The sequence below is a fragment of the Paraburkholderia tropica genome, from assembly GCF_900109265.1.
Classification (GTDB): Bacteria; Pseudomonadota; Gammaproteobacteria; order Burkholderiales; family Burkholderiaceae; genus Paraburkholderia; species Paraburkholderia tropica.
Genome location: NZ_FNZM01000024.1, coordinates 96,208 through 115,236 on the forward strand (window position 1 = coordinate 96,208; position 19,029 = coordinate 115,236).

General features: G+C 65.3%; 16 protein-coding genes. 5 read left to right on the plus strand and 11 right to left on the minus strand.

Annotation, left to right across the window (positions count from 1 at the left end):
- Window positions 1–62: 62 nt before the first annotated feature.
- Window positions 63–1,154 (minus strand): type IV pilus biogenesis protein PilM, encoded by a 1,092-nt coding sequence (locus BMY06_RS32495; protein WP_074987165.1) that lies wholly within the window; start codon window positions 1,152–1,154, stop codon window positions 63–65.
- A gap of 315 nt (window positions 1,155–1,469) precedes the next feature.
- Between BMY06_RS32495 and BMY06_RS32500 the strand changes: the two genes are divergently transcribed.
- Complete coding sequence (locus tag BMY06_RS32500) at window positions 1,470–3,908, plus strand: penicillin-binding protein 1A (RefSeq protein WP_074987166.1); 2,439 nt, start codon at window positions 1,470–1,472, stop codon at window positions 3,906–3,908.
- Window positions 3,909–3,984: 76 nt separating this feature from the next.
- Here BMY06_RS32500 and cyaY read toward each other — a convergent pair whose 3' ends face one another.
- Entirely contained in the window at window positions 3,985–4,302 is a 318-nt protein-coding gene (gene cyaY / locus BMY06_RS32505) for an iron donor protein CyaY (RefSeq protein WP_065062754.1), read from the minus strand.
- Window positions 4,303–4,355: 53 nt separating this feature from the next.
- Between cyaY and lptM the strand changes: the two genes are divergently transcribed.
- Together lptM and lysA are read left to right on the plus strand one after the other, a co-directional pair.
- Window positions 4,356–4,679: an LPS translocon maturation chaperone LptM gene (lptM, locus tag BMY06_RS32510; RefSeq protein ID WP_065062757.1), complete on the plus strand. Its 324-nt coding sequence runs from the start codon at window positions 4,356–4,358 to the stop codon at window positions 4,677–4,679.
- 23 nt (window positions 4,680–4,702) lie between these two features.
- The gene (gene lysA, locus BMY06_RS32515; protein WP_074987167.1) at window positions 4,703–5,974 is read left to right on the plus strand and encodes a diaminopimelate decarboxylase; all 1,272 of its coding nucleotides are present in this window, start codon (window positions 4,703–4,705) and stop codon (window positions 5,972–5,974) included.
- 103 nt (window positions 5,975–6,077) lie between these two features.
- Here the strand turns inward: lysA and msrQ are convergent, their stop codons facing one another.
- The 5 genes from msrQ to BMY06_RS32540 all read right to left on the minus strand — a co-directional run bounded on the left by msrQ (window position 6,078) and on the right by BMY06_RS32540 (window position 12,358).
- On the minus strand, window positions 6,078–6,806 hold the full coding sequence (gene msrQ, locus BMY06_RS32520; protein WP_080180419.1) for a protein-methionine-sulfoxide reductase heme-binding subunit MsrQ: 729 nt from the start codon (window positions 6,804–6,806) through the stop codon (window positions 6,078–6,080).
- A gap of 7 nt (window positions 6,807–6,813) precedes the next feature.
- On the minus strand, window positions 6,814–7,836 hold the full coding sequence (msrP, locus tag BMY06_RS32525; protein ID WP_065062763.1) for a protein-methionine-sulfoxide reductase catalytic subunit MsrP: 1,023 nt from the start codon (window positions 7,834–7,836) through the stop codon (window positions 6,814–6,816).
- Window positions 7,837–8,025: 189 nt separating this feature from the next.
- Window positions 8,026–9,246 carry a c-type cytochrome biogenesis protein CcsB gene (gene ccsB, locus BMY06_RS32530; RefSeq protein ID WP_065062765.1) on the minus strand — a complete coding sequence of 407 codons (1,221 nt, stop codon included), beginning with the start codon at window positions 9,244–9,246 and terminating at the stop codon, window positions 8,026–8,028.
- Window positions 9,247–9,320: 74 nt separating this feature from the next.
- Entirely contained in the window at window positions 9,321–11,567 is a 2,247-nt protein-coding gene (locus tag BMY06_RS32535) for a cytochrome c biogenesis protein ResB (protein ID WP_074987168.1), read from the minus strand.
- A gap of 116 nt (window positions 11,568–11,683) precedes the next feature.
- A complete protein-coding gene (locus BMY06_RS32540) occupies window positions 11,684–12,358 on the minus strand; it encodes a c-type cytochrome (RefSeq protein ID WP_065062769.1) in 675 nt (224 codons plus the stop codon).
- Between the two features lie 236 nt (window positions 12,359–12,594).
- Here BMY06_RS32540 and yihA point away from each other — a divergent pair, with 236 nt between their 5' ends.
- Window positions 12,595–13,266 carry a ribosome biogenesis GTP-binding protein YihA/YsxC gene (yihA, locus tag BMY06_RS32545; RefSeq protein ID WP_065062770.1) on the plus strand — a complete coding sequence of 224 codons (672 nt, stop codon included), beginning with the start codon at window positions 12,595–12,597 and terminating at the stop codon, window positions 13,264–13,266.
- Window positions 13,267–13,714: 448 nt separating this feature from the next.
- Window positions 13,715–14,713, plus strand: a complete 999-nt coding sequence (hemB, locus tag BMY06_RS32550) for a porphobilinogen synthase (RefSeq protein WP_065062772.1) — start codon at window positions 13,715–13,717, stop codon at window positions 14,711–14,713.
- A 118-nt stretch (window positions 14,714–14,831) separates the two neighbouring features.
- Here the strand turns inward: hemB and dsbD are convergent, their stop codons facing one another.
- The 4 genes from dsbD to BMY06_RS32570 form a co-directional block, all read right to left on the minus strand.
- A complete protein-coding gene (gene dsbD, locus BMY06_RS32555) occupies window positions 14,832–16,841 on the minus strand; it encodes a protein-disulfide reductase DsbD (protein ID WP_074987169.1) in 2,010 nt (669 codons plus the stop codon).
- On the minus strand, window positions 16,834–17,166 hold the full coding sequence (cutA, locus tag BMY06_RS32560; RefSeq protein ID WP_065062776.1) for a divalent-cation tolerance protein CutA: 333 nt from the start codon (window positions 17,164–17,166) through the stop codon (window positions 16,834–16,836). The genes dsbD and cutA overlap by 8 nt, the downstream gene beginning before the upstream one ends.
- A 269-nt stretch (window positions 17,167–17,435) precedes the next feature.
- Window positions 17,436–17,828 (minus strand): 50S ribosomal protein L17, encoded by a 393-nt coding sequence (gene rplQ, locus BMY06_RS32565; protein ID WP_027819334.1) that lies wholly within the window; start codon window positions 17,826–17,828, stop codon window positions 17,436–17,438.
- Window positions 17,829–17,957: 129 nt separating this feature from the next.
- Complete coding sequence (locus BMY06_RS32570; RefSeq protein ID WP_027819335.1) at window positions 17,958–18,935, minus strand: DNA-directed RNA polymerase subunit alpha; 978 nt, start codon at window positions 18,933–18,935, stop codon at window positions 17,958–17,960.
- Window positions 18,936–19,029 lie beyond the last annotated feature (94 nt).

Here is a 19,029-nt window from a genome sequence, read left to right on the forward strand (position 1 = left end):
CCCCGGCCGCCACGGCAGTAGATTGAAACCCTCGCGCGCGCCAGCCATCTTCGCGCGCCGCCTCATTCGCTCACCCCACGCAGTGCGAGGCCGAAGGCGACCACGCACGACGGGTCGTGCAGCAGGCCGACGTCGAGCGGTTGTTCGGTGTCGGCATCGGCGAGTGGCGCGCATTCGAACGGCAGCACCGGACTGCCGAGCACGTCGCCAATATCCGCGAGCGAAAACTGCACGCCCGCCAGCATCGAGAGATCGCCCGACACCAGCGTGCAGCCGACCTGCGCGCCGCTCGCCAGATCGCGCAACGCCTCGACGAGATCGGCGTACTCGAGCGCGGGAAAACGCATGCGGCGGGTGACGGATTCGTCGGCGACGAGCCAGCCGTGAATGCCGTCGGCGCCGATCCAGAGCGCGGCCCAGGTCTCGTGCGGCGGCAACTCGAACGCCGCCGCGTGGCGCATCGCACGCAGCGCCGCGTGCGCTTCGTCGTCCAGCGCGCAGAGCGTGATGCCCGCCATCGCCGCGCACTCGATACGCGTTTCGAGATGCGCGCGCGCCGTGGCCGCGATCGTCACGCGCGCCTCGCGCAGCACAGCCGTGCCGAGGGCCGACGCACCCGACGCACCCGACGAGCCAGGCGAATCGGGCGAATCGGGCGAATCGCACGAGCCGAGCGAATAGATGGACCCGAACGGACCCACCTGCCAGTCGACCGCCAGCTCATGCCGCTCGATGCCCGCCACGCGCTCGGCCTCGGCCAGCACCAGCGGTTCGAGCTCCGTATAAAGCCCCGACACGTCCGCGCGCCACGCAGGCGACCCGGCCTCCGGCACGAGCCGCGCGAGCGGCACCGTGGCCAGCAGCGTCGCGCCCGTGGGCAAGGCCATCGCACAGCGCAGACCGGCCTGGGCGCACGCCCGAGGCAGCCCGCCGAACAGCGCGCGCAACGCCGCCGCCAGCGCCGTGCGGTCAGCGATCTCCGCGCCCGACAGCACCTCGCGCCCCAGCGGCGCACGCGCCAGCCACTCGATGCGCAGCGGACCGCCGCCGAACAGCGGCTCGCTGAGCACGACCAGCGTGATGCCGCGCGCGCTCACGTCGACGCCAGCGGCATGACGGCGAGCATTCAACAACAGCGGATTGAGCAGGCTCATCGCATTTCTCCCGTGTGCTTTGCGCCGCGAACCGTTCGTGGCGCGTTGCTGGGATTGTGCGAAGCGTCCGCTCGCGCGAACACTCGGCCAGATGGCCAATCTCGCAGCGAATCCGATCGGGATGCTTCTCCGCGCCATGAGACGCGGCTAGAGTGAGCACTCTGTCGTGCGTCATCTGTCCCGCTAGCGTCCGCCCTGCACCTGCGCCATACACCGGCCGAGACGCTGCACGACCCGCCTCAAGCCGTGCGTAAGCTTTCCGAAAGCACGCGAGGCGGGCGGCTATAATCGCGGGACTGTTTTTCCGGTAACCGTATGCAAGACGTCCAGCCTCCCTCGTCCGCTCCGTCCACCCCGCCGGAGCCGCCCGCCTCGACCCGGCGCAAGCGGCCCTGGTGGGTCAAGCTGCTGATCGGTTTTGTCGTGCTGATCGCGGGCGCCGCCGCGTGCGTCGCGCTCGTGCTCGGCTACGCGCTGATCGTCGCCACGCCGAATCTGCCGTCGCTCGAGGCGCTCACTGACTACCGGCCCAAGGTGCCGCTGCGCATCTACACGCGCGACCACGTGCTGATCGGCGAATTCGGCGAGGAGCGGCGCGACATCGTCCATTTCCAGGACGTGCCGGACAATCTGAAGAAAGCCATCCTCGCCATCGAAGACGCGCGCTTCTACGAGCACGGCGGCGTCGACCTCACGGGCATCGCGCGCGCGGGCTTCGTCGCCCTGACGAACGGCCATGCGTCGCAGGGCGCGAGCACGATCACCATGCAGGTGGCGCGCAACTTCTTCCTGTCGAGCGAAAAGACCTATACGCGCAAGATCTACGAAATGCTGCTCGCCTACAAGATCGAGTCGAAGCTCTCGAAGGACCAGATCCTCGAGGTCTACATGAACCAGATCTATCTGGGGCAGCGCGCCTACGGCTTCGCGAGCGCCGCGCGCGTGTACTTCGGCAAGGATCTGAAGGACCTCACGCTCGCCGAATGCGCGATGCTCGCGGGGCTGCCGAAGGCGCCGTCGGCGTATAACCCGGTCGTCAATCCGAAGCGCGCGAAGGTGCGTCAGGAATACATCCTCGAACGCATGCTGGAGCTGCATTACATCACCCAGCAGCAGTACGACGACGCCGCCGCGCAACCGCTCGTCGTGAAGGGCCAGGGCAAGGAATTCAGCGTGCACGCGGAGTACGTGGCGGAAATGGTGCGTCAGATGATGTACGCGCAGTACCACGAAGAGGCCTACACGCGTGGTCTGAACGTGGTCACGACCATCGATTCCGCCGACCAGGACGTGGCCTACCGCGCGCTGCGCAAGGGGCTGATGGATTACGAGCGGCGTCACGGCTATCGCGGCCCGGAAGCTTTCATCGACCTGCCCGCCGACGCCGACGACCGCGAACAGGCCATCGACGACGCTTTGATCGAGCATCCGGACAACGGCGAACTCGTGGCGGCCGTGGTCACCTCGGCGAGCCCGAAGGAAGTGCAGGCCACCTTCATGGACGGCAACACGGCCAGCATCACCGGCGACGGCCTGCGCTTCGCGCAGTACAACCTCTCCGCGCGCGCGCAGCCGAGCCAGAAGATCCGCCCGGGCGCGATCATCCGCGTGGCGCGCAACAACGCGGGCGAATGGTCGATTACGCAGTTGCCGCAGATCGAGGGCGCGTTCGTCTCGGTGGTGCCGCAGGACGGCGCGATCCGCGCGCTGGTGGGCGGCTTCGACTTCAACAAGAACAAGTTCAACCACGTCACGCAGGCGTGGCGTCAGCCGGGTTCGAGCTTCAAGCCGTTCATCTATTCGGCGTCGCTCGACAAGGGGCTCGGGCCGGCCACGATCATCAACGACGCGCCGCTCTTCTTCAGCGCGGCGGAAACCGGCGGCCAGGCGTGGGAGCCGAAGAACTACGGCGGCGGCTTCGACGGCCCCATGACCATGCGCACGGCGCTCATGAAGTCGAAGAACCTCGTGTCGATCCGCATCCTCAACCACATCGGCACGAAGTACGCGCAGCAGTACATCACGCACTTCGGCTTCGACGCCGAGCGTCATCCGGCCTATCTGCCGATGGCGCTGGGCGCCGGCCTCGTCACGCCGCTGCAGATGGCGGGCGGTTACGCCGTGTTCGCGAACGGCGGCTATCGCGTGAATCCGTATCTGATCGCCGAAGTCACCGATCAGCGCGGCATGGTGGTCGCGCAGGCGCAGCCGCTCGTCGCGGAGCAGAACGCGCCGCGCGCGATCGATCCGCGCAACGCCTACATCATGAACAGCCTGCTGCAGAGCGTGGCGCAGCGCGGCACGGGCGCGAAGTCGAACGTCCTCAAGCGCACCGACCTCGGCGGCAAGACCGGTACGACCAACGATTCGCGCGACGCCTGGTTCGCGGGCTACCAGCACACGCTCGCGGCCATCGCGTGGATCGGCTACGACAATCCGCGCAGCCTCGGGGACCGCGAAACCGGCGGCGGCCTTTCGCTGCCCGTGTGGATCGACTACATGCAGAAAGCGCTCAACGGCGTGCCCGAGTACAAGATGCCGATGCCCGACGGCATCGTCACGCTCGGCGACGAGCTGTATTACGCCGACGCCACGCCGGGCCACGGTTTCGTTTCCACCGTGGGCATCAGCCAGGCGGCGCTCGACGCGGCGGCGAGCGGCGAACAGGGCGCGCAGGGTTCGTCCGAGAGCGAGCCCGCGCACGTCAACGCGCAGGAGAAGGAAGACATCATGAATCTGTTCCGCAAGCACTGATTCACCGATGCTGCAAACGCAAAACGGGCACCCGAGGGGTGCCCGTTTTTCATGCTGCGGCCGCGTTAGCGGGACTTCACGGCGTGAACGTCACCGTCTCGCCCGCCTGCTCCGTCGCGTACGCGGTGAGCGCCGAGAAGAACTCGGTGCCCGTGCGCGTGTCGAGCCATTGCTCGTCGATGAAGCGGTAATGGAAACCGCCCGCTTTCGCCGCGATCCAGATCTCCTTCATCGGCGGCTGCAGATTCACGATGATCTTCGAGCGGTTCTCGAATTCGAGTGTCAGAACGTTGCCGCTGCGCTCGAGCTCGATATCGGCTCCGCTCGCGTCGACACCGCGCTCGACGGCCGCCAGCACGGCCTCCGCGCGGCTCAGGTAGTCACTATCTGCCATGCTAAACTCCAGCGGTTAATCATTCAGGGACAATTATGCGTGTCAATTCCAGGATGCGCGCACTGGCATCCCGCATCTCGGCGTCCGGCGCGATTCTAACGGCTTTCGCGATCGGCGCCGCGTCACTCGCGGGTTGCGGCCAGAAAGGGCCGCTCTACATGCCCACGGTGCCGCCGCTCCCGCAGAAACCGAATTTCGAAACGCAGCCCGACGACAACGCGCAAACCCTGCCGAACGCGGCCTCGGGCGCGCAGGCCGGCTCGGTGCCCGATACCACCGGCACGCCGCTGTCGCTGTCGACCGACCCTGAACTGAATTCCGCGCCCGCGGCCGCCAGCGGCGCGCAAGCGGCCTCGGCCGCCGCGCCCGCTCAATAGCACCGACTCAACCAGACGCTCGCATGACCCAGCCCGCTTTTCATCGTGTCGACGGCACGCTTTTCGTCGAAGGCATGTCCGCCGCCGACCTCGCCGCGCAGTACGGCACCCCGCTCTACGTCTACTCGCGCGCCGCGCTCAGCAGCGCATGGCACGCCTACGCCGACGCCTGCGCGGGCCGCCGCGCGAGCGTGCACGTCGCCGTGAAGGCCAACAGCAATCTCGCCGTGCTGAACGTATTCGCGCGCGAAGGCGCGGGCTTCGACATCGTGTCGGGCGGCGAACTGGCGCGCGTGCTGGCCGCCGGCGGCAAGGCGCAGAACACGGTGTTCTCGGGCGTGGGCAAGCATGCCGACGAAATGCGCGTCGCGCTCGAAGCGGGCGTGAAGTGCTTCAACGTCGAATCGATTCCCGAACTCGACCGCCTGAACGCCGTCGCGGGCGAACTGGGCAAGAAGGCGCCGGTCTCGCTGCGCGTGAACCCGGACGTCGACGCAAAAACGCATCCGTACATTTCCACGGGCCTGAAGTCGAACAAGTTCGGCATCGCCTTCGAAGACGCGCGCGCCACCTATCGCGCGGCCGCGGCCATGCCGAATCTGCAGGTCGTGGGCATCGACTGCCATATCGGCTCGCAGATCACCGAAGTCGCGCCGTATCTCGACGCCATCGACAAGGTGCTCGAACTCGTCGACCAGATCGAGTCGGACGGCATCGCAATTCATCACATCGACGTGGGCGGCGGTCTCGGCATCCGCTACGACGATGAAACGCCGCCGGACATCGGCGCGTTCGTGCGCACCGTGCTCGACCGCATCGAGGCGCATGGCGCGAAGACCGGCAAGTCGCGCGAAGTCTGGTTCGAGCCGGGCCGCTCGCTGGTCGGCAATGCAGGCATCCTGCTGACGACCGTCGAATTCCTCAAGCCCGGCGCGGAAAAGAACTTCGCGATCGTCGACGCGGCCATGAACGATCTGGCACGCCCCGCGATGTACGAGGCGTATCACGCGATCGAGACGGTCGCAACGCCGGCGGGCGAAGCCAAAACGTGGGACATCGTCGGTCCGGTGTGCGAGAGCGGCGACTGGCTGGGCCGCGAACGCACGCTCGCGATCGAGCCGGGCGACGTGCTGGCGATCCGCTCGGCGGGCGCGTACGGCTTCGCGATGAGCTCGAACTACAACACGCGTCCGCGTGCCGCCGAAATCATGGTCGACGGTGCTCGCACGCACGTCGCGCGCGAGCGCGAAACGGTGCCGCAACTGTTCGCGGGCGAGCATCTGCTGCCGGATTGATTGGACTGACCTGATCGTCGGGCTGTGTTGCCGACCGCATGAAACGAAAAAGCGACGCCGCGTGCGTCGCTTTTTTATTGCGCGGGCGGAGAACCCACGGCGCTCAAGCGGCGCGCGTCGGCCCGCCCGCCTTGAAGCGCGCGACTAGCCACGCGCCGATCCGCCAGCCGAGCAGCACGAGCATGATCGCGCCGTAGAGCTTCGGCAGCGCGAGATCGTGCTTGCCGGCCTTCATCCACCAGAAATGCAGAATCGCGAGCACGCCGATCGCATAGATCAGCCGGTGCAGCGTCTGCCAGCGGCGGCCGAGCTTGCGCGCCATCGCGCGCGTCGAGGTGACGGCAAGCGGAATCAGCAGCACGAAGGCCGCGAAACCCACCGTGATGAAGGGCCGCTTGCCGACGTCCTTGAGCATCGCGGCCACGTCGAACCATTTGTCGAACCAGATATAAGTCGTGAAGTGCAGCGCCGCGTAGAAAAACGCGTAGAGGCCCAGCATGCGCCGCAAGCGCACGAGCGCGGTCCAGCCCGTGAGACGGCGCAGCGGCGTGACGGCCAGCGTGATGCAGAGGAACACGAGCGTCCAGAGTCCCGTCGAGCGCGTGATGAATTCGATCGGATTCGCGCCCAGCCGGTCGGTGAAGCCGAACAGCACGATACGCGCGAGCGGATACAGCGAAGCGACGAACACCGCGCCCTTCAGCCATGGCAGCCAGCGCGGACCGCTCGCGGCGCGTGCTTTCGCCTGCGCGGACGGCGCGCCGCCGACACGTCGCCCGGTCGCGTCCGTCGCTTCGTTGGCCTCGCGGGTCGAATTCACATTGTGCTCCATCGCATGCTCAGAAGTTCTTGCGCAGATCCATGCCCTGATACATCGACGCCACCAGATCGCCGTAGCCGTTGTACATCAGCGTCTTGCGCTTGGGCGTGAAAAAGCCGTCCTCGCCGATCCGCCGCTCGGTCGCCTGGCTCCAGCGCGGGTGATCGACGTTCGGATTCACGTTCGAAAAGAAGCCGTACTCGTTGGACGCGTAGGTGTTCCAGCTCGTCGGCGGCTGCTTCTCGACGAAGCGGATCTTCACCAGCGACTTCGCGCTCTTGAAGCCGTACTTCCACGGAATCACCACGCGCACCGGCGCGCCGTTCTGGTTCGGCAGCACCTGCCCGTAGAGCCCGACGGTGAGCAGCGTGAGCGGATTCATCGCTTCGTCCATGCGCAGGCCTTCGGAATACGGCCAGTCGAGAATCGGCTCGGCGAGGCCCGGCATCTGCGAGCGGTCGGCGAGCGTGATGAATTGCACGTATTTCGCGTTGCCGGTCGGCTGCGCACGCTTGACCAGCTCGGACAGCGAAATGCCGATCCACGGAATCACCATCGACCAGCCTTCCACGCAGCGGTGGCGGTACACGCGCTCCTCAAGCGGCGCGATCTTGAGGATGTCGTCGATGTCCCAGACCTTCGCGTTCTTCACCTCGCCTTCCACGCTCACCTTCCACGGACGCGGACGCAGCGTGCCGGCGTTCTGCGCCGGATCGCCCTTGTCGGTGCCGAACTCGTAGAAGTTGTTATAGGTCGTCACGTCCTTGTACGGCGTGGCCTTGTCGGGCGCGACGAACTTCGGGTTGGTCTTCGCGGCCAGCTTGATCGCTTTCGGGTCGCCCGGCGCGTATTCCGCGAACGCCTCGCGCGCGCCACCCAACAAGCCGAACGCGCCGACACCGCCCGTCATGCCGCCAAGCGCCAGCGCGCCGGCCGCCTTCATCACTCGCCGGCGCTGTTCGAACACCTTTTGCGGCGTGATCTCGCTTGCGGCGATGTCGTCGCCGGTGAGGATGATCCTGCTGCTGCGCTTCGTCCACATGATGTTGCCCTCGTCTGCTTTCCACCGCCTGCCTGGGTGTTTCCTGACTGTCGACCGGCTCCGCACACGATGGTTCGGAGCCCTGTAACACGGCAAACGCACGCGCCGCGCAATCCTTCCCATCCGACGAAAAAAAACCGCCGGAGCGCGTGGCGTCCGGCGGTGAGTTCGTTGTGCGGCGCAGACCGGTTACAGCTTGCCGTAACTATGCAGCCCCGAGAGGAACATGTTCACGCCGAGGAACGCGAAGGTCGTGACCAGCAGGCCCGTGAGCGCCCACCAGGCAGCCACGCCGCCGCGCAGGCCCTTCATGAGGCGCATGTGCAGCCAGGCAGCGTAGTTCAGCCAGACGATCAGCGCCCAGGTTTCCTTCGGGTCCCAGCTCCAGTAGCCGCCCCATGCCTGCGCGGCCCACAGCGCGCCGAGAATCGTGGCGATGGTGAAGAACGCGAAGCCGACGGCGATCGACTTGTACATGACGTCGTCGAGCACCTCCAGCGCGGGCAGGCGGTCCGCCAGCATGCCGCGCTCCTTCATGATGTAGGCCACGCCCACCATCGCCGACAACGCGAAGCTGCCGTAGCCGATGAAGTTCGCCGGCACGTGGATCTTCATCCACCAGCTTTGCAGCGCGGGCACGAGCGGCTGGATCTGCTGCGCGTCGCGCGAGATCGAGTACCACATCAGGAAGCCCACGGCCGCGCTGATCACGAGCAGCACGAAGGCGCCGAGCGCGCGCGTGTTGTAGTGCTTTTCGTAATACAGGTAGAACAGCGCCGTGATCAGGCTGAACAGCACGAACACTTCGTAGAGGTTCGAGATGGGAATATGGCCGACGTCCGCGCCGATCAGGTAGGACTCGTACCAGCGCACCATCAGACCCGTGAAGCCCATCAACACGGCCGCCCAGGTCAGCTTCGAGCCGATCGAGCCGCCCGAGGGCGAGCGCGAGAGCAGGCCGATCCAGTAGAACAGCGTGGCGAGCACGAACAGCGCGCTCATCCACAGAATGGCCGACTGGCTGGAGAGGAAGTACTTGAGGAAGAACGCCTGGTCGGCGCGCGCGAGGTCGCCCTGATAGATCTGGATCGCGCCGATCGACATCACGGCGATGCCCGCCATCAGCAGACGCGCCGGTTTCCAGCGCCAGCCGAGCACGACGAGCGCCGGCACCGTGCCGCACATCACGAGCTTGTCGTAGTAGTTCATGTGCGCGTGGTAGCGCGACAGCGCGAAGCCCGCGCCCGCCACCAGCACCAGCGCGAACAGCCAGTCGACCAGCGTCAGGCGGCGCAGGAAGGGGCGTTCGTCGAAGAAGTCGTCGGCGGGCAAATCGTGCGCCGCCGTCTGCACCGCGGCGCGGTCTGCGCGGCGGGCCTTTGCGGATGAGGAAACCTGAGTCAAGTCCATGGGCTTACCGGTGTTGATCGTGAATGTCCGTGAAGCGCGCGCAAAACGTGAAAAGCGCGCAAGGATCGCGAGGATCAAGGTGCACGGTCCGTCCCGCCTTCGTTTGCGTTGCGGTCCGCCTTGGCGTGAGCGTCGGCGTCGGCAGAGTCTTCGGCGGCCTGCGCTTTCGCGCCGAGCGCGCGCGCGACAGCTTCGCGGGTACGGGCAAATTCCTTCTCGAAGTCGAGTGTACGGCGCGCGGTTGACATCGCCATGATGACGTTCACGCCGCCGCCTGCTTCGCCATTCCGGTCCTTCAGCCAGAACCACAGACGCCGCTCGCGCACGTAGAACATCGAGAAGATGCCGAGCACGAGCAACAGGCTGCCAAGATACACGACTTTTTTGCCCGGTGCGCGCGTCAACTGAAATACCGAAGCTTGCACCTGCTTGAATGAATCGAGCTGTAGATAGACAGGCGATCCATACAGAAAGCTGTCGGATACCGCGTTGATCGCGTCCTGAACGAAGCGCGCCGAGTCGGCGTCCGGCTTCAGATCGGGCTCGCCGGCCTGCTCGCGCGCGAGCTGCCAGAGATCCCACGTCGCGCCTTCGAGCATGCGCAGCAAGAGGCCCGCGGCCTTCTCCTGCTGGTCTTTCGGCACCGACTTGTCGATGAACGCCGCCACCGCCTGGAAGCCGCCCTGCTGCGCTTTCGGCGCGGCCTGGGTCGAATCGTCGGCGCCCGCGAACAGGGTCAGCACGCGCAGCGCGCTGTCTTCGAGGTGCTGCTGAAGCTCGCGATTCGCTTCGGGGACCGAACGCAGGGCGAAGCGGTGCGCCGCCTGGGCGCGCAGCGCCGGGTCCTCGTAGGCCGCGCGCAGCATCATCCATTCCTTCATGGTGCCGCCGCTGTCGGCCGGAATGCGCAGGTAACGGAACGGATCGTCGGGGTTCTCGCGCATGCCCGCGAGGAACATGCGCTCGCCGTTCACGTCGACGGGCAGCATATAGTTGTTGTACTCGCGCGCCTGGCCGTCCTTGTCGCGCACCTTGTATTGCACCGACGGCCCGACGTTATGCAGATCGAGCGGCTTCGAACTCTTCGCGCCCGAACCGAGGCGCTCGTCGAACGCTTCCTTGAGCGTCTGGTGCGCGACGCCGCGCGCGTCGGTCTGACCGCTGCCGTTCGAGATGTTCTCGACGTTGATGGCGCGGAAATCGGCGAACTCGATGGTCTGGCCGTCCACGCCCGGCACGCTTTGGCCCGCGGGCAGTTTGAGCGGCGCCGAGTTGCCGATCGTGCCGCCGAACGGGAAACTCTTCGCGCTCGCACCGTTCATCGGCCAGGCGGTCATCTGCATCTGCGAGCCGCCGTCCTGGAAGCTCGACTGGTAGATCGACACGCCGTCGTACGTGAACGGCTCGTTCACCTCGATGCGCGCCGGAATGCGCTTGCCGGTCTGGTGATCGATCACGACGATGTCGCTCGCGAACAGCTTGGGCATGCCGGTCGAGTAGTAGTCGACGATGAACTTGTTGAGCTGGATCGAGAACGGCAGGTCCTGAATCAGCGAGCCGTCGGGCTGGTTCAGGATGGCCGTGGAAACGAACTGGCCTTCGGGCACCCACGCGTAGCCGCGGAAGGTGGGGTTCGAGGCCGAGAGGCGATGTTCGGCCGAGATGTCGTTGATGACCGCGTTGCTGCGGATCGGCGATTTGTCGAACAGCCACATCTGGAATTTGATCGGCAGGTTGCTGTCGAGCAGGCCGCCGATGCAGATCACCACAATCGCGAGGTGGGCGAAGATATAGCCGATCTTCGTGAGCGCGCCGCGCTTGGCCGCGATCAGCGTGGCGCCGTCGGTCTCGCGCGTGACGAAGCGGTAGCCGAGGCGGCCCGCCAGCTTGCTGAGCGTGGCGGCGGTGTGCTCGCGCGTCGCGCCGTCGAGCGCGAACTCGCCCTTGTGGTGGAAGGCGCGCAGGCTGCCTTCGCGCACCTTGTCCTTCCAGCTTTTCATGTCGGCGATCATCTTCGGGCCGTTGCGGATCACGCACAGCGAGATCGACACGACGAGAAAGCCGAGGATCGTCATGAACCACCACGCGCTGTAGACCGTGTAGAGGCTCAGCGAGCGGAAGATGTCGGCCCAGAACGGGCCGAACTGATTCACATAGTTGGGATAGGGGTCGTCCTGCGTGAGCACCGTGCCGATGATGCTCGCGATGGCCAGCACGACCAGCAGCGCAATGGCAAAACGCATCGAACTGAGCAGCTCGATGGCGCTTCTCACCGCCTTCTGGCGGACATTCAACTGCAGACCCTGCGTGGTGACGCTCATTCAAACTCCGCTTCGAGTGCGCACGACGTGCGCGCTTACAGCAAAAAAGGGTGCAGGACCGCCGCATGCGCGCGGTGCCCACACCCTTTTCTTGTTCTTCGACTCCGGCGAAACGGTCAATGCAGACCGGCCGCGTAATCCGCCACCGCCTTGATTTCGTCGTCCGACAGACGGTGCGAGATCGTGTGCATCGGCTCGTTGTTGTTGCGCGTGCCCTGCTGGAAAGCGGTGAGCTGCGTAACGAGATACTCCGACCACTGGCCCGACAGTCGCGGATACTGGATCGGAATGCCCTGCCCGGTCGGGCCGTGGCAGGCAGCGCAGGCGGGCACGCCTTTGTCGGCGATACCGCCGCGCCAGATCTTCTGGCCGAGCGGCACGGTCTTCGCGTCGTGGGCGAAACCGGGCTTGGGCGTCTGCGACGCGAACCAGGCGGCGACGTTGATCATATCCTGATCGGACAGCGCCGATGCGAAGCCCGCCATAATCGCATTATTTCGCACGGGGGGCTTGCCGCCGGGTTGCGGCTTGAAATCCTTGAGCTGTTTGACGAGGTAGTCGGCGTGCTGGCCGGCGAGCTTCGGATAGGCGCCGCCCGCACTGTTGCCATCGGCCGCGTGACAGGCCGCGCACACCTGCGCCGCGATCGCCTGCCCCCGCGCAAGGTCTGGTTTCGCCGGGGTTGCCGGGTCCGCCGCCATCGCTATCATCGACACCCCTGCTGCAAGACCTGCCGTTATCGTAACAATCGCAAAATTGAGTACTTTCAGGGACTTGCACAGTCGATTCATTCGCGCACCTTGTTTCGTCTTGTGGGAATCAGGTTCTGCAATGTACGACAGCGACCGATCTCGCTCGAAAGGCCCGCGCCGGCCTCACGGGTATTCAGTAAACCGTCGCATTGTACAATAGCGCGCAAGGCGCAACCGCGCCAATCGGGCCTCTCCCCGATATCTCAATATCGTTCCCGGGCGCCTCCGGGCGAGGCAGGCCAGCCGCCTCGTTATTTCATAATGTGGTCCTACAGATGGCCTTCCTGCTGCATCAAGCCCGTTTCTTCACGACGGTGAATCACCTGCGCGACCTGCCCGCCACGGCGCGGCCGGAAGTGGCGTTCGCCGGCCGCTCGAACGCGGGCAAATCGACCGCGATCAATCTGCTGTGCAACCAGAAGCGCCTCGCCTTCGCGTCGAAGACGCCTGGCCGCACGCAGCACATCAACTATTTCTCGGTGGGTCCGGCCGACGAACCGTCCGGCTATCTGGTCGACCTGCCCGGCTACGGCTATGCGGAAGTGCCGGAAGCGGCGAAGCAGCACTGGCAGCATCTGCTGTCGGTCTATCTGCAAACGCGCGCGCAACTGAGCGGTCTCGTGCTGATGATGGACGCGCGCCGCCCACTGACCGAACTGGACCGCCGCATGATCGAGTGGTTTGCGCCCACCGGTAAGCCGATTCACGCACTCCTGACGAAATGCGACAAATTGACGCGTCAGGAGAGCGTGCTCGCGCTGCGTTCGACGAACAAGGCGTTCGACGAATACCGGCAACAGGGCTATCAGGGCAAGCTGAGCGCGCAGCTCTTTTCGGCGCTCAAGCGTGTGGGGCTCGATGAGGCCCATGCCGTCATCGAAAGCTGGATCGTGCCCCCGGACAACGCGGCCGAGGCCGGCGAAACCGCCCCCAAAGCCGGCGCGTAAGCGCGTATCGGTCACTTCGTCGTTCCGGCGCAAGCCCCGCGCATCAATGCCGCGGGGCGCGCCGCCGCCATCCGGCGGCACCCTCCCGAACTTTCTTCGTGCCAACGTGCGGCAGCCCACACAAGGTCTGCCCGCAACCGCATGCGCGACGTCGAAAATATGCGCAATGCACGATTCTGGCTGCGCATAAAAAAACCCGCCGTAATTGCCGGCGGGCTAAACAGCCTTATCGAAAAACGACAGGCACCCGCTCAGGGAGGAGAAGCGGGGAGTCTGGCGCAAGGCGCCTCGCTCGATCGGTATGATATACCATTGTCCTGAAAAGTTTCCTGCGCCCAGAGGCGTGGTTCCATTTCAAGCAATTGCAGACGCTTGACCCAGGCGTTGCCACCGCGCGAGCCGCGCAATTGCCGCAGCTTTGCAGCCCCGATTCGAGATATCCGCCGACATGAGCTTCTATCCGCATCACCGTCCGCGCCGCATGCGCCGTGACGACTTCTCGCGCCGCCTGATGCGCGAAAACCTCCTCACCACCAACGATCTGATCTATCCGGTGTTCGTCATCGCGGGCGAGAACGTGCGCGAAGCCGTGCCGTCGATGCCCGGCGTCGAGCGCGTGTCGATCGATCTGCTGATGGGCGTGGCCGAGCAATGCGTCGAGCTGGGCATTCCGGTGCTTTCGCTCTTCCCCGTGGTCGACCCGTCGCTCAAGACGCCCGACGGCATCGAAGCGACCAATCCCGACGGCGTGATTCCGCGCGCCGTGCGCGAACTCAAGAAACGCTTCCCCGATCTGGGCGTGCTCTGCGACGTCGCGCTCGATCCGTACACGAGCCACGGCCAGGACGGCGTGCTCGACGAGAACGGCTACGTCATCAACGACCAGACCATCGAGATCCTCGTCGCGCAGGCGCGCGCGCAGGCCGAGGCGGGCGTCGATATCGTCGCGCCGTCGGACATGATGGACGGCCGCATCGGCGCGATCCGCGAGATGCTCGAGAGCGAGAACCACGTCCACACGAAGATCATGGCCTACTCGGCCAAGTACGCGTCGGCGTTCTACGGCCCGTTCCGCGACGCGGTGGGTTCGGCGTCGAATCTGGGCAAGAGCAACAAGATGACCTACCAGATGGACCCGTCGAACTCGGACGAGGCGCTGCGCGAAGTGCGTCTCGACATCGAGGAAGGCGCGGACATGGTGATGGTCAAGCCCGGCATGCCGTACCTCGACATCGTGCGCCGCGTGAAGGACGAGTTCCGTTTCCCGACCTACGTCTATCAGGTGAGCGGCGAATACGCGATGCTCAAGGCCGCCGCGCAAAACGGCTGGCTCGATCACGACAAGGTGATGATGGAATCGCTGCTCGCGTTCAAGCGCGCGGGCGCGGACGGCATCCTGACGTACTTCGCGCTCGACGCCGCGCGACTGTTGCGCGCGCAGAAGTAAGCGACAGAAATAAGCGACGCTCGCGCAGCGTTCAGATGCGAAAAAGCCCCGGAAAACCGGGGCTTTTTTCATATGCGCGGCGCGGTGAGCGTTGTCGATTCGACCGCTTCGAGCACGCTTAGGTACTCGCCGCCGGCACGACGCGATCGAGGCGCGCGAGGAATTTATCGGCGTTCTCGTAGCCGACCACGCGCAATACTTCGTTACCCTGAGCATCGAAGAAGATGATGCCGGGCGGCCCGAACAGACCGAAGCGCTTGAGCAGCGCCTGATCGTCGGGACTATTCGCGGTCACGTCGGCGCGCAGGAGGCCGAGTTGCGCGAGGCGTGCCTGCACGCGCGCGTCGCTGAACGTGAACTTCTCCATCTCCTTGCAGCTCACGCACCAGTCCGCGTAGAAGTCGAGCATCGCAGGCTTGCCCGCCGACTTGAGCGCCGCGTCGAGTTGCGCCGACGAACGCACGGGCGCGAACACCAGCGCATCCGCGCCGTTCGCGGGCGCGCCCGATGCCGCACCGGCGACCGCGTCACTTGCACCACCCGCGCCGCCCGTGCGCGCGGCGAGCACGGCGAGCGGACGCAGCGGATCGGCCGAGCCCGCCGCCAGACCGACCATCAAGGTCGCGGCCCAGATCGCGAACGCCGCGCCGAGACCACGGCCAAGGCGTCGCCACACGTTGGTTGCGCCCGCATTCGGGGTGAACAGGCCGAGCGCGGCCGCGGCGAGCAGCAGCCAGAGCGCGGCGAGCAGCATCTGCGCCGTCGCGCCCAGCACCGGCCAGACGATCCACAACGCGGCGGCCAGCAGCACGACGCCGAAAAACACCTTCACGCCGTCCATCCACGTGCCCGCGCGCGGCAGCAGCGTGCCCGCGCCGAGGCCGAGAATCATCAGCGGCACGCCGAGACCGATCCCCATCGCGAACAGCGCCGCGCCGCCGAGCACCGCGTTGCCCGTGTGCGCGATGAACGCGAGCACGGCGAACAGCGGCGCGGTCATGCACGCGCCCACCACGAGCGCGGACAGCGCGCCCATCACGGCGACGGCCGCGAACTTGCCGCCCGAGCGGCCCTGCGACGCGCGCGAGGCGCCGTCCTGCCAGCGCTGCGGCAGCGCGATGTCGTAGCCTGCGATCAGCATTACGGCAAAGGCGGTGAGCAGCACGGCGAACACGCCGAGCACCCACGGGTTCTGCAGCCACGCGCCCAGACTCTGGCCGACCAGCGCCGCCGCGATGCCGAGCACCGTATAGACGAGCGCCATGCCGAGCACGTAGACGAACGAAAGCGCGAAGCCGCGCGAGCGCGTCACCTGCGCGCCCTCGCCGACGATGATCGCCGAGAGGATCGGGATCATCGGATACGAACAGGGCAGCAGGCTCAGTACCATGCCCGCGACGAAGTACAAACCGATCACCGCGAAGAAGCCGCCGCCTTGCAGCAGCGACTGCGCGTAGTCGGCGCTCGTGGCGCGTTCGTACCAGGGTTCTTCGGCGCTGCCGGTGTTGGTGGATGCCACAGCGGCTGCGTTGGCGTTGGCGTTGGCGTTGGCGTTGGCGTTGGCGTTGGCGTTGGCGTTGGCGTTGGCGTTGGCGTTTGCAGCGGCGGTGGTCGACGCAACCGCCGTCTGCGCGGGCGCGGCATTCGCCGCTTGCAGCGCCGCACCGCTCACGTGATAGACGTGCTGCGCGGGCGGATAGCAGATGCCCGCATCGGCGCAACCCTGCGACGTCACCGTGAGATCGAACGGGCCGCTCGCCTGCTTCACCGGCACGCGGATCGTCAGTTCCTTGCGATAGGTCTCGACGTTCTTGTTGAACGTCGGATCGAATTTCACGTGGCCGGGCGGAATCTGCGCATCGCCGAGCGTGGCGCCGTTCTGCGCGTCGAACGCGAAGCGCTCGCGGTACATGTAGTAGCCGTCGGCGATCTTGAAGTGGACGTCGACCATGCCCGGCTCTTCGCTCGCACTGAACGTGAAGGCCTGATCGGGCGGCAGGAAGTCGTCGTCGGCATGCGCGGGCGCGGCGCCGAACAGCAGCGGCAGCACGCAGACCACGAACGCGAAAAAGGCCAGCAGCGAAGCGTACGGCGCGGCGCGCAGACGCCGATCGAAGCGGTTAGACATGGAGGGGACGCTGGGTTTCGGTGTTGACCCACTGCCCGTAAGCGGTCGACGCCATCGCCTGCCAGGCGAGGATTTCGGGCGTCTCGTAGGGATGTTGGGTCTGGATGAACTGTTCGAGTTCGGCCGTGCGGGCGAGACTCGTCTTGAAAAGCAGCTGGATTTCGCTGCCGGACTCGATCTTGCCCTGCCAGTGAAAGTCCGAATGCACGGCGCCGAGCCGCGTCACGCAGGCGGCCAGCCGCGCCGCGAGGACGGCGGAAGCGAGCTTGTCGGCGGTGTCCTCGTCGGGCACCGTGGTCAGCATCAGGGTCACATTGAGTGTCACGGCGAACTCCGGCTGGGTGTCCCGCACGCACCACCGCCTGCATGCGCAGGCGAAAGGTCGGGGACTCGAGGCAGGACGTTATCGTACCACCGCCGCCGTCGGCCTTCGTCCGTGCGCCCTGCGGCAACGATGACCCACCGCAGCCGCGAGGGCGCGTTCAGGGAGCAAACGTCACGCCACGCCGTTTATTCCGCGCTCAAAACAAAAAAGCCAGGCTAGGCCTGGCTTTTTCGCGTGCCGCTCGATCCGGGGATCTCGCGACTGAAAGCTTATTCCGCTTCCTGGATGTTCTCTTCCGTGACTTCCGGACGGTCGAGCAGTTCGACCAGTGCCATCGGTGCGTTGTCGCCAACACGGAAACCGAACTTCAGGATGCGCAGGTAGCCGCCCGGACGGTTCGCGAAACGCGGACCGAGCACGTCGAACAGCTTCGTGACCGAGTCACGATCGCGCAGGCGGTTGAACGCCAGACGACGGTTTGCCAGCGACGGCTTCTTGCCCAGCGTGATGAGGGGCTCGACAACCTTACGGAGTTCCTTCGCCTTCGGCAGCGTCGTCTTGATGACTTCGTGCTCGATGAGCGAGTTGGACATGTTACGGAGCATTGCCAGACGGTGGCTGCTCGTGCGGTTCAGTTTCCGCAGACCATGACGGTGACGCATTTCAATTTCCTTGAAACAAAGTTTTGGTCCAGCTCTTCTATCGCCGCACAACAACGTGAAGCACGGGCCGGTACGTGAAAAAGGCAAGACGCGGATTTTAAAGGAAAATCCGCGTCCGTGCCAGACTTCTTACTTGTCGAGACCAGCCGGCGGCCAGTTTTCGAGCTTCATGCCGAGCGTGAGACCGCGCGAAGCGAGCACTTCCTTGATCTCGTTGAGCGACTTGCGACCCAGATTCGGGGTCTTGAGCAGCTCGTTCTCGGTACGCTGGATGAGGTCGCCGATGTAGTAGATATTCTCGGCCTTCAGGCAGTTCGCCGAGCGAACCGTGAGTTCGAGATCGTCCACCGGACGCAGCAGGATCGGATCGATCTGCGGTGCGCGCGACGGGGCTTCCGCCGCCGTTTCCGTGCCTTCCAGTGCAGCGAACACCGACAGCTGATCCACGAGGATGCGCGCCGACTGGCGAATCGCTTCCTCAGGCGAGATCACGCCGTTGGTTTCGATGTTCATCACGAGCTTGTCGAGGTCGGTACGCTGTTCGACACGCGCGCTTTCCACTGCGTAGCTCACGCGGCGAACCGGCGAGAACGAAGCGTCCAGCACGATGCGGCCGATGATCTTGGCCGACTCGTCGCCGTAACGGCGCACGTTGCCCGGCACGTAGCCGCGGCCCTTCTCGATCTTGATCTGGACGTCGAGCTTGCCGCCCTTCGTCAGATGCGCAACGACGTGTTCCGGGTTGATGACTTCGCAGTCGTGCGAGAGTTCGATGTCGCCAGCGGTGACAACGCCCTCGCCTTCCTTGCGCAGCGTAACCGTCACTTCGTCACGGTTATGCAGCTTGAAGACCACGCCCTTGAGGTTCAACAGCAGGTTGACCACATCCTCTTGCACACCATCGAGCGTCGAGTATTCGTGCACGACGCCTGCGATCGTCACTTCGGTCGGCGCGTAGCCCACCATCGACGACAGCAGCACGCGCCGAAGCGCGTTACCCAAGGTATGGCCATAACCGCGTTCGAACGGCTCCATGACCACTTTCGCGTGGTTGTCGCCGAGCGATTCCACAGCGATGATCTTGGGTTTCAACAAACTGGTTTGCATAGGTTTTCCTTTTCAATACCCTCGGCTCGTTACACCGATAAGGCTGAGATGGCCACAACCTGAAAAAAACAGCCGAGGCTTCCTCCTGCGCGAA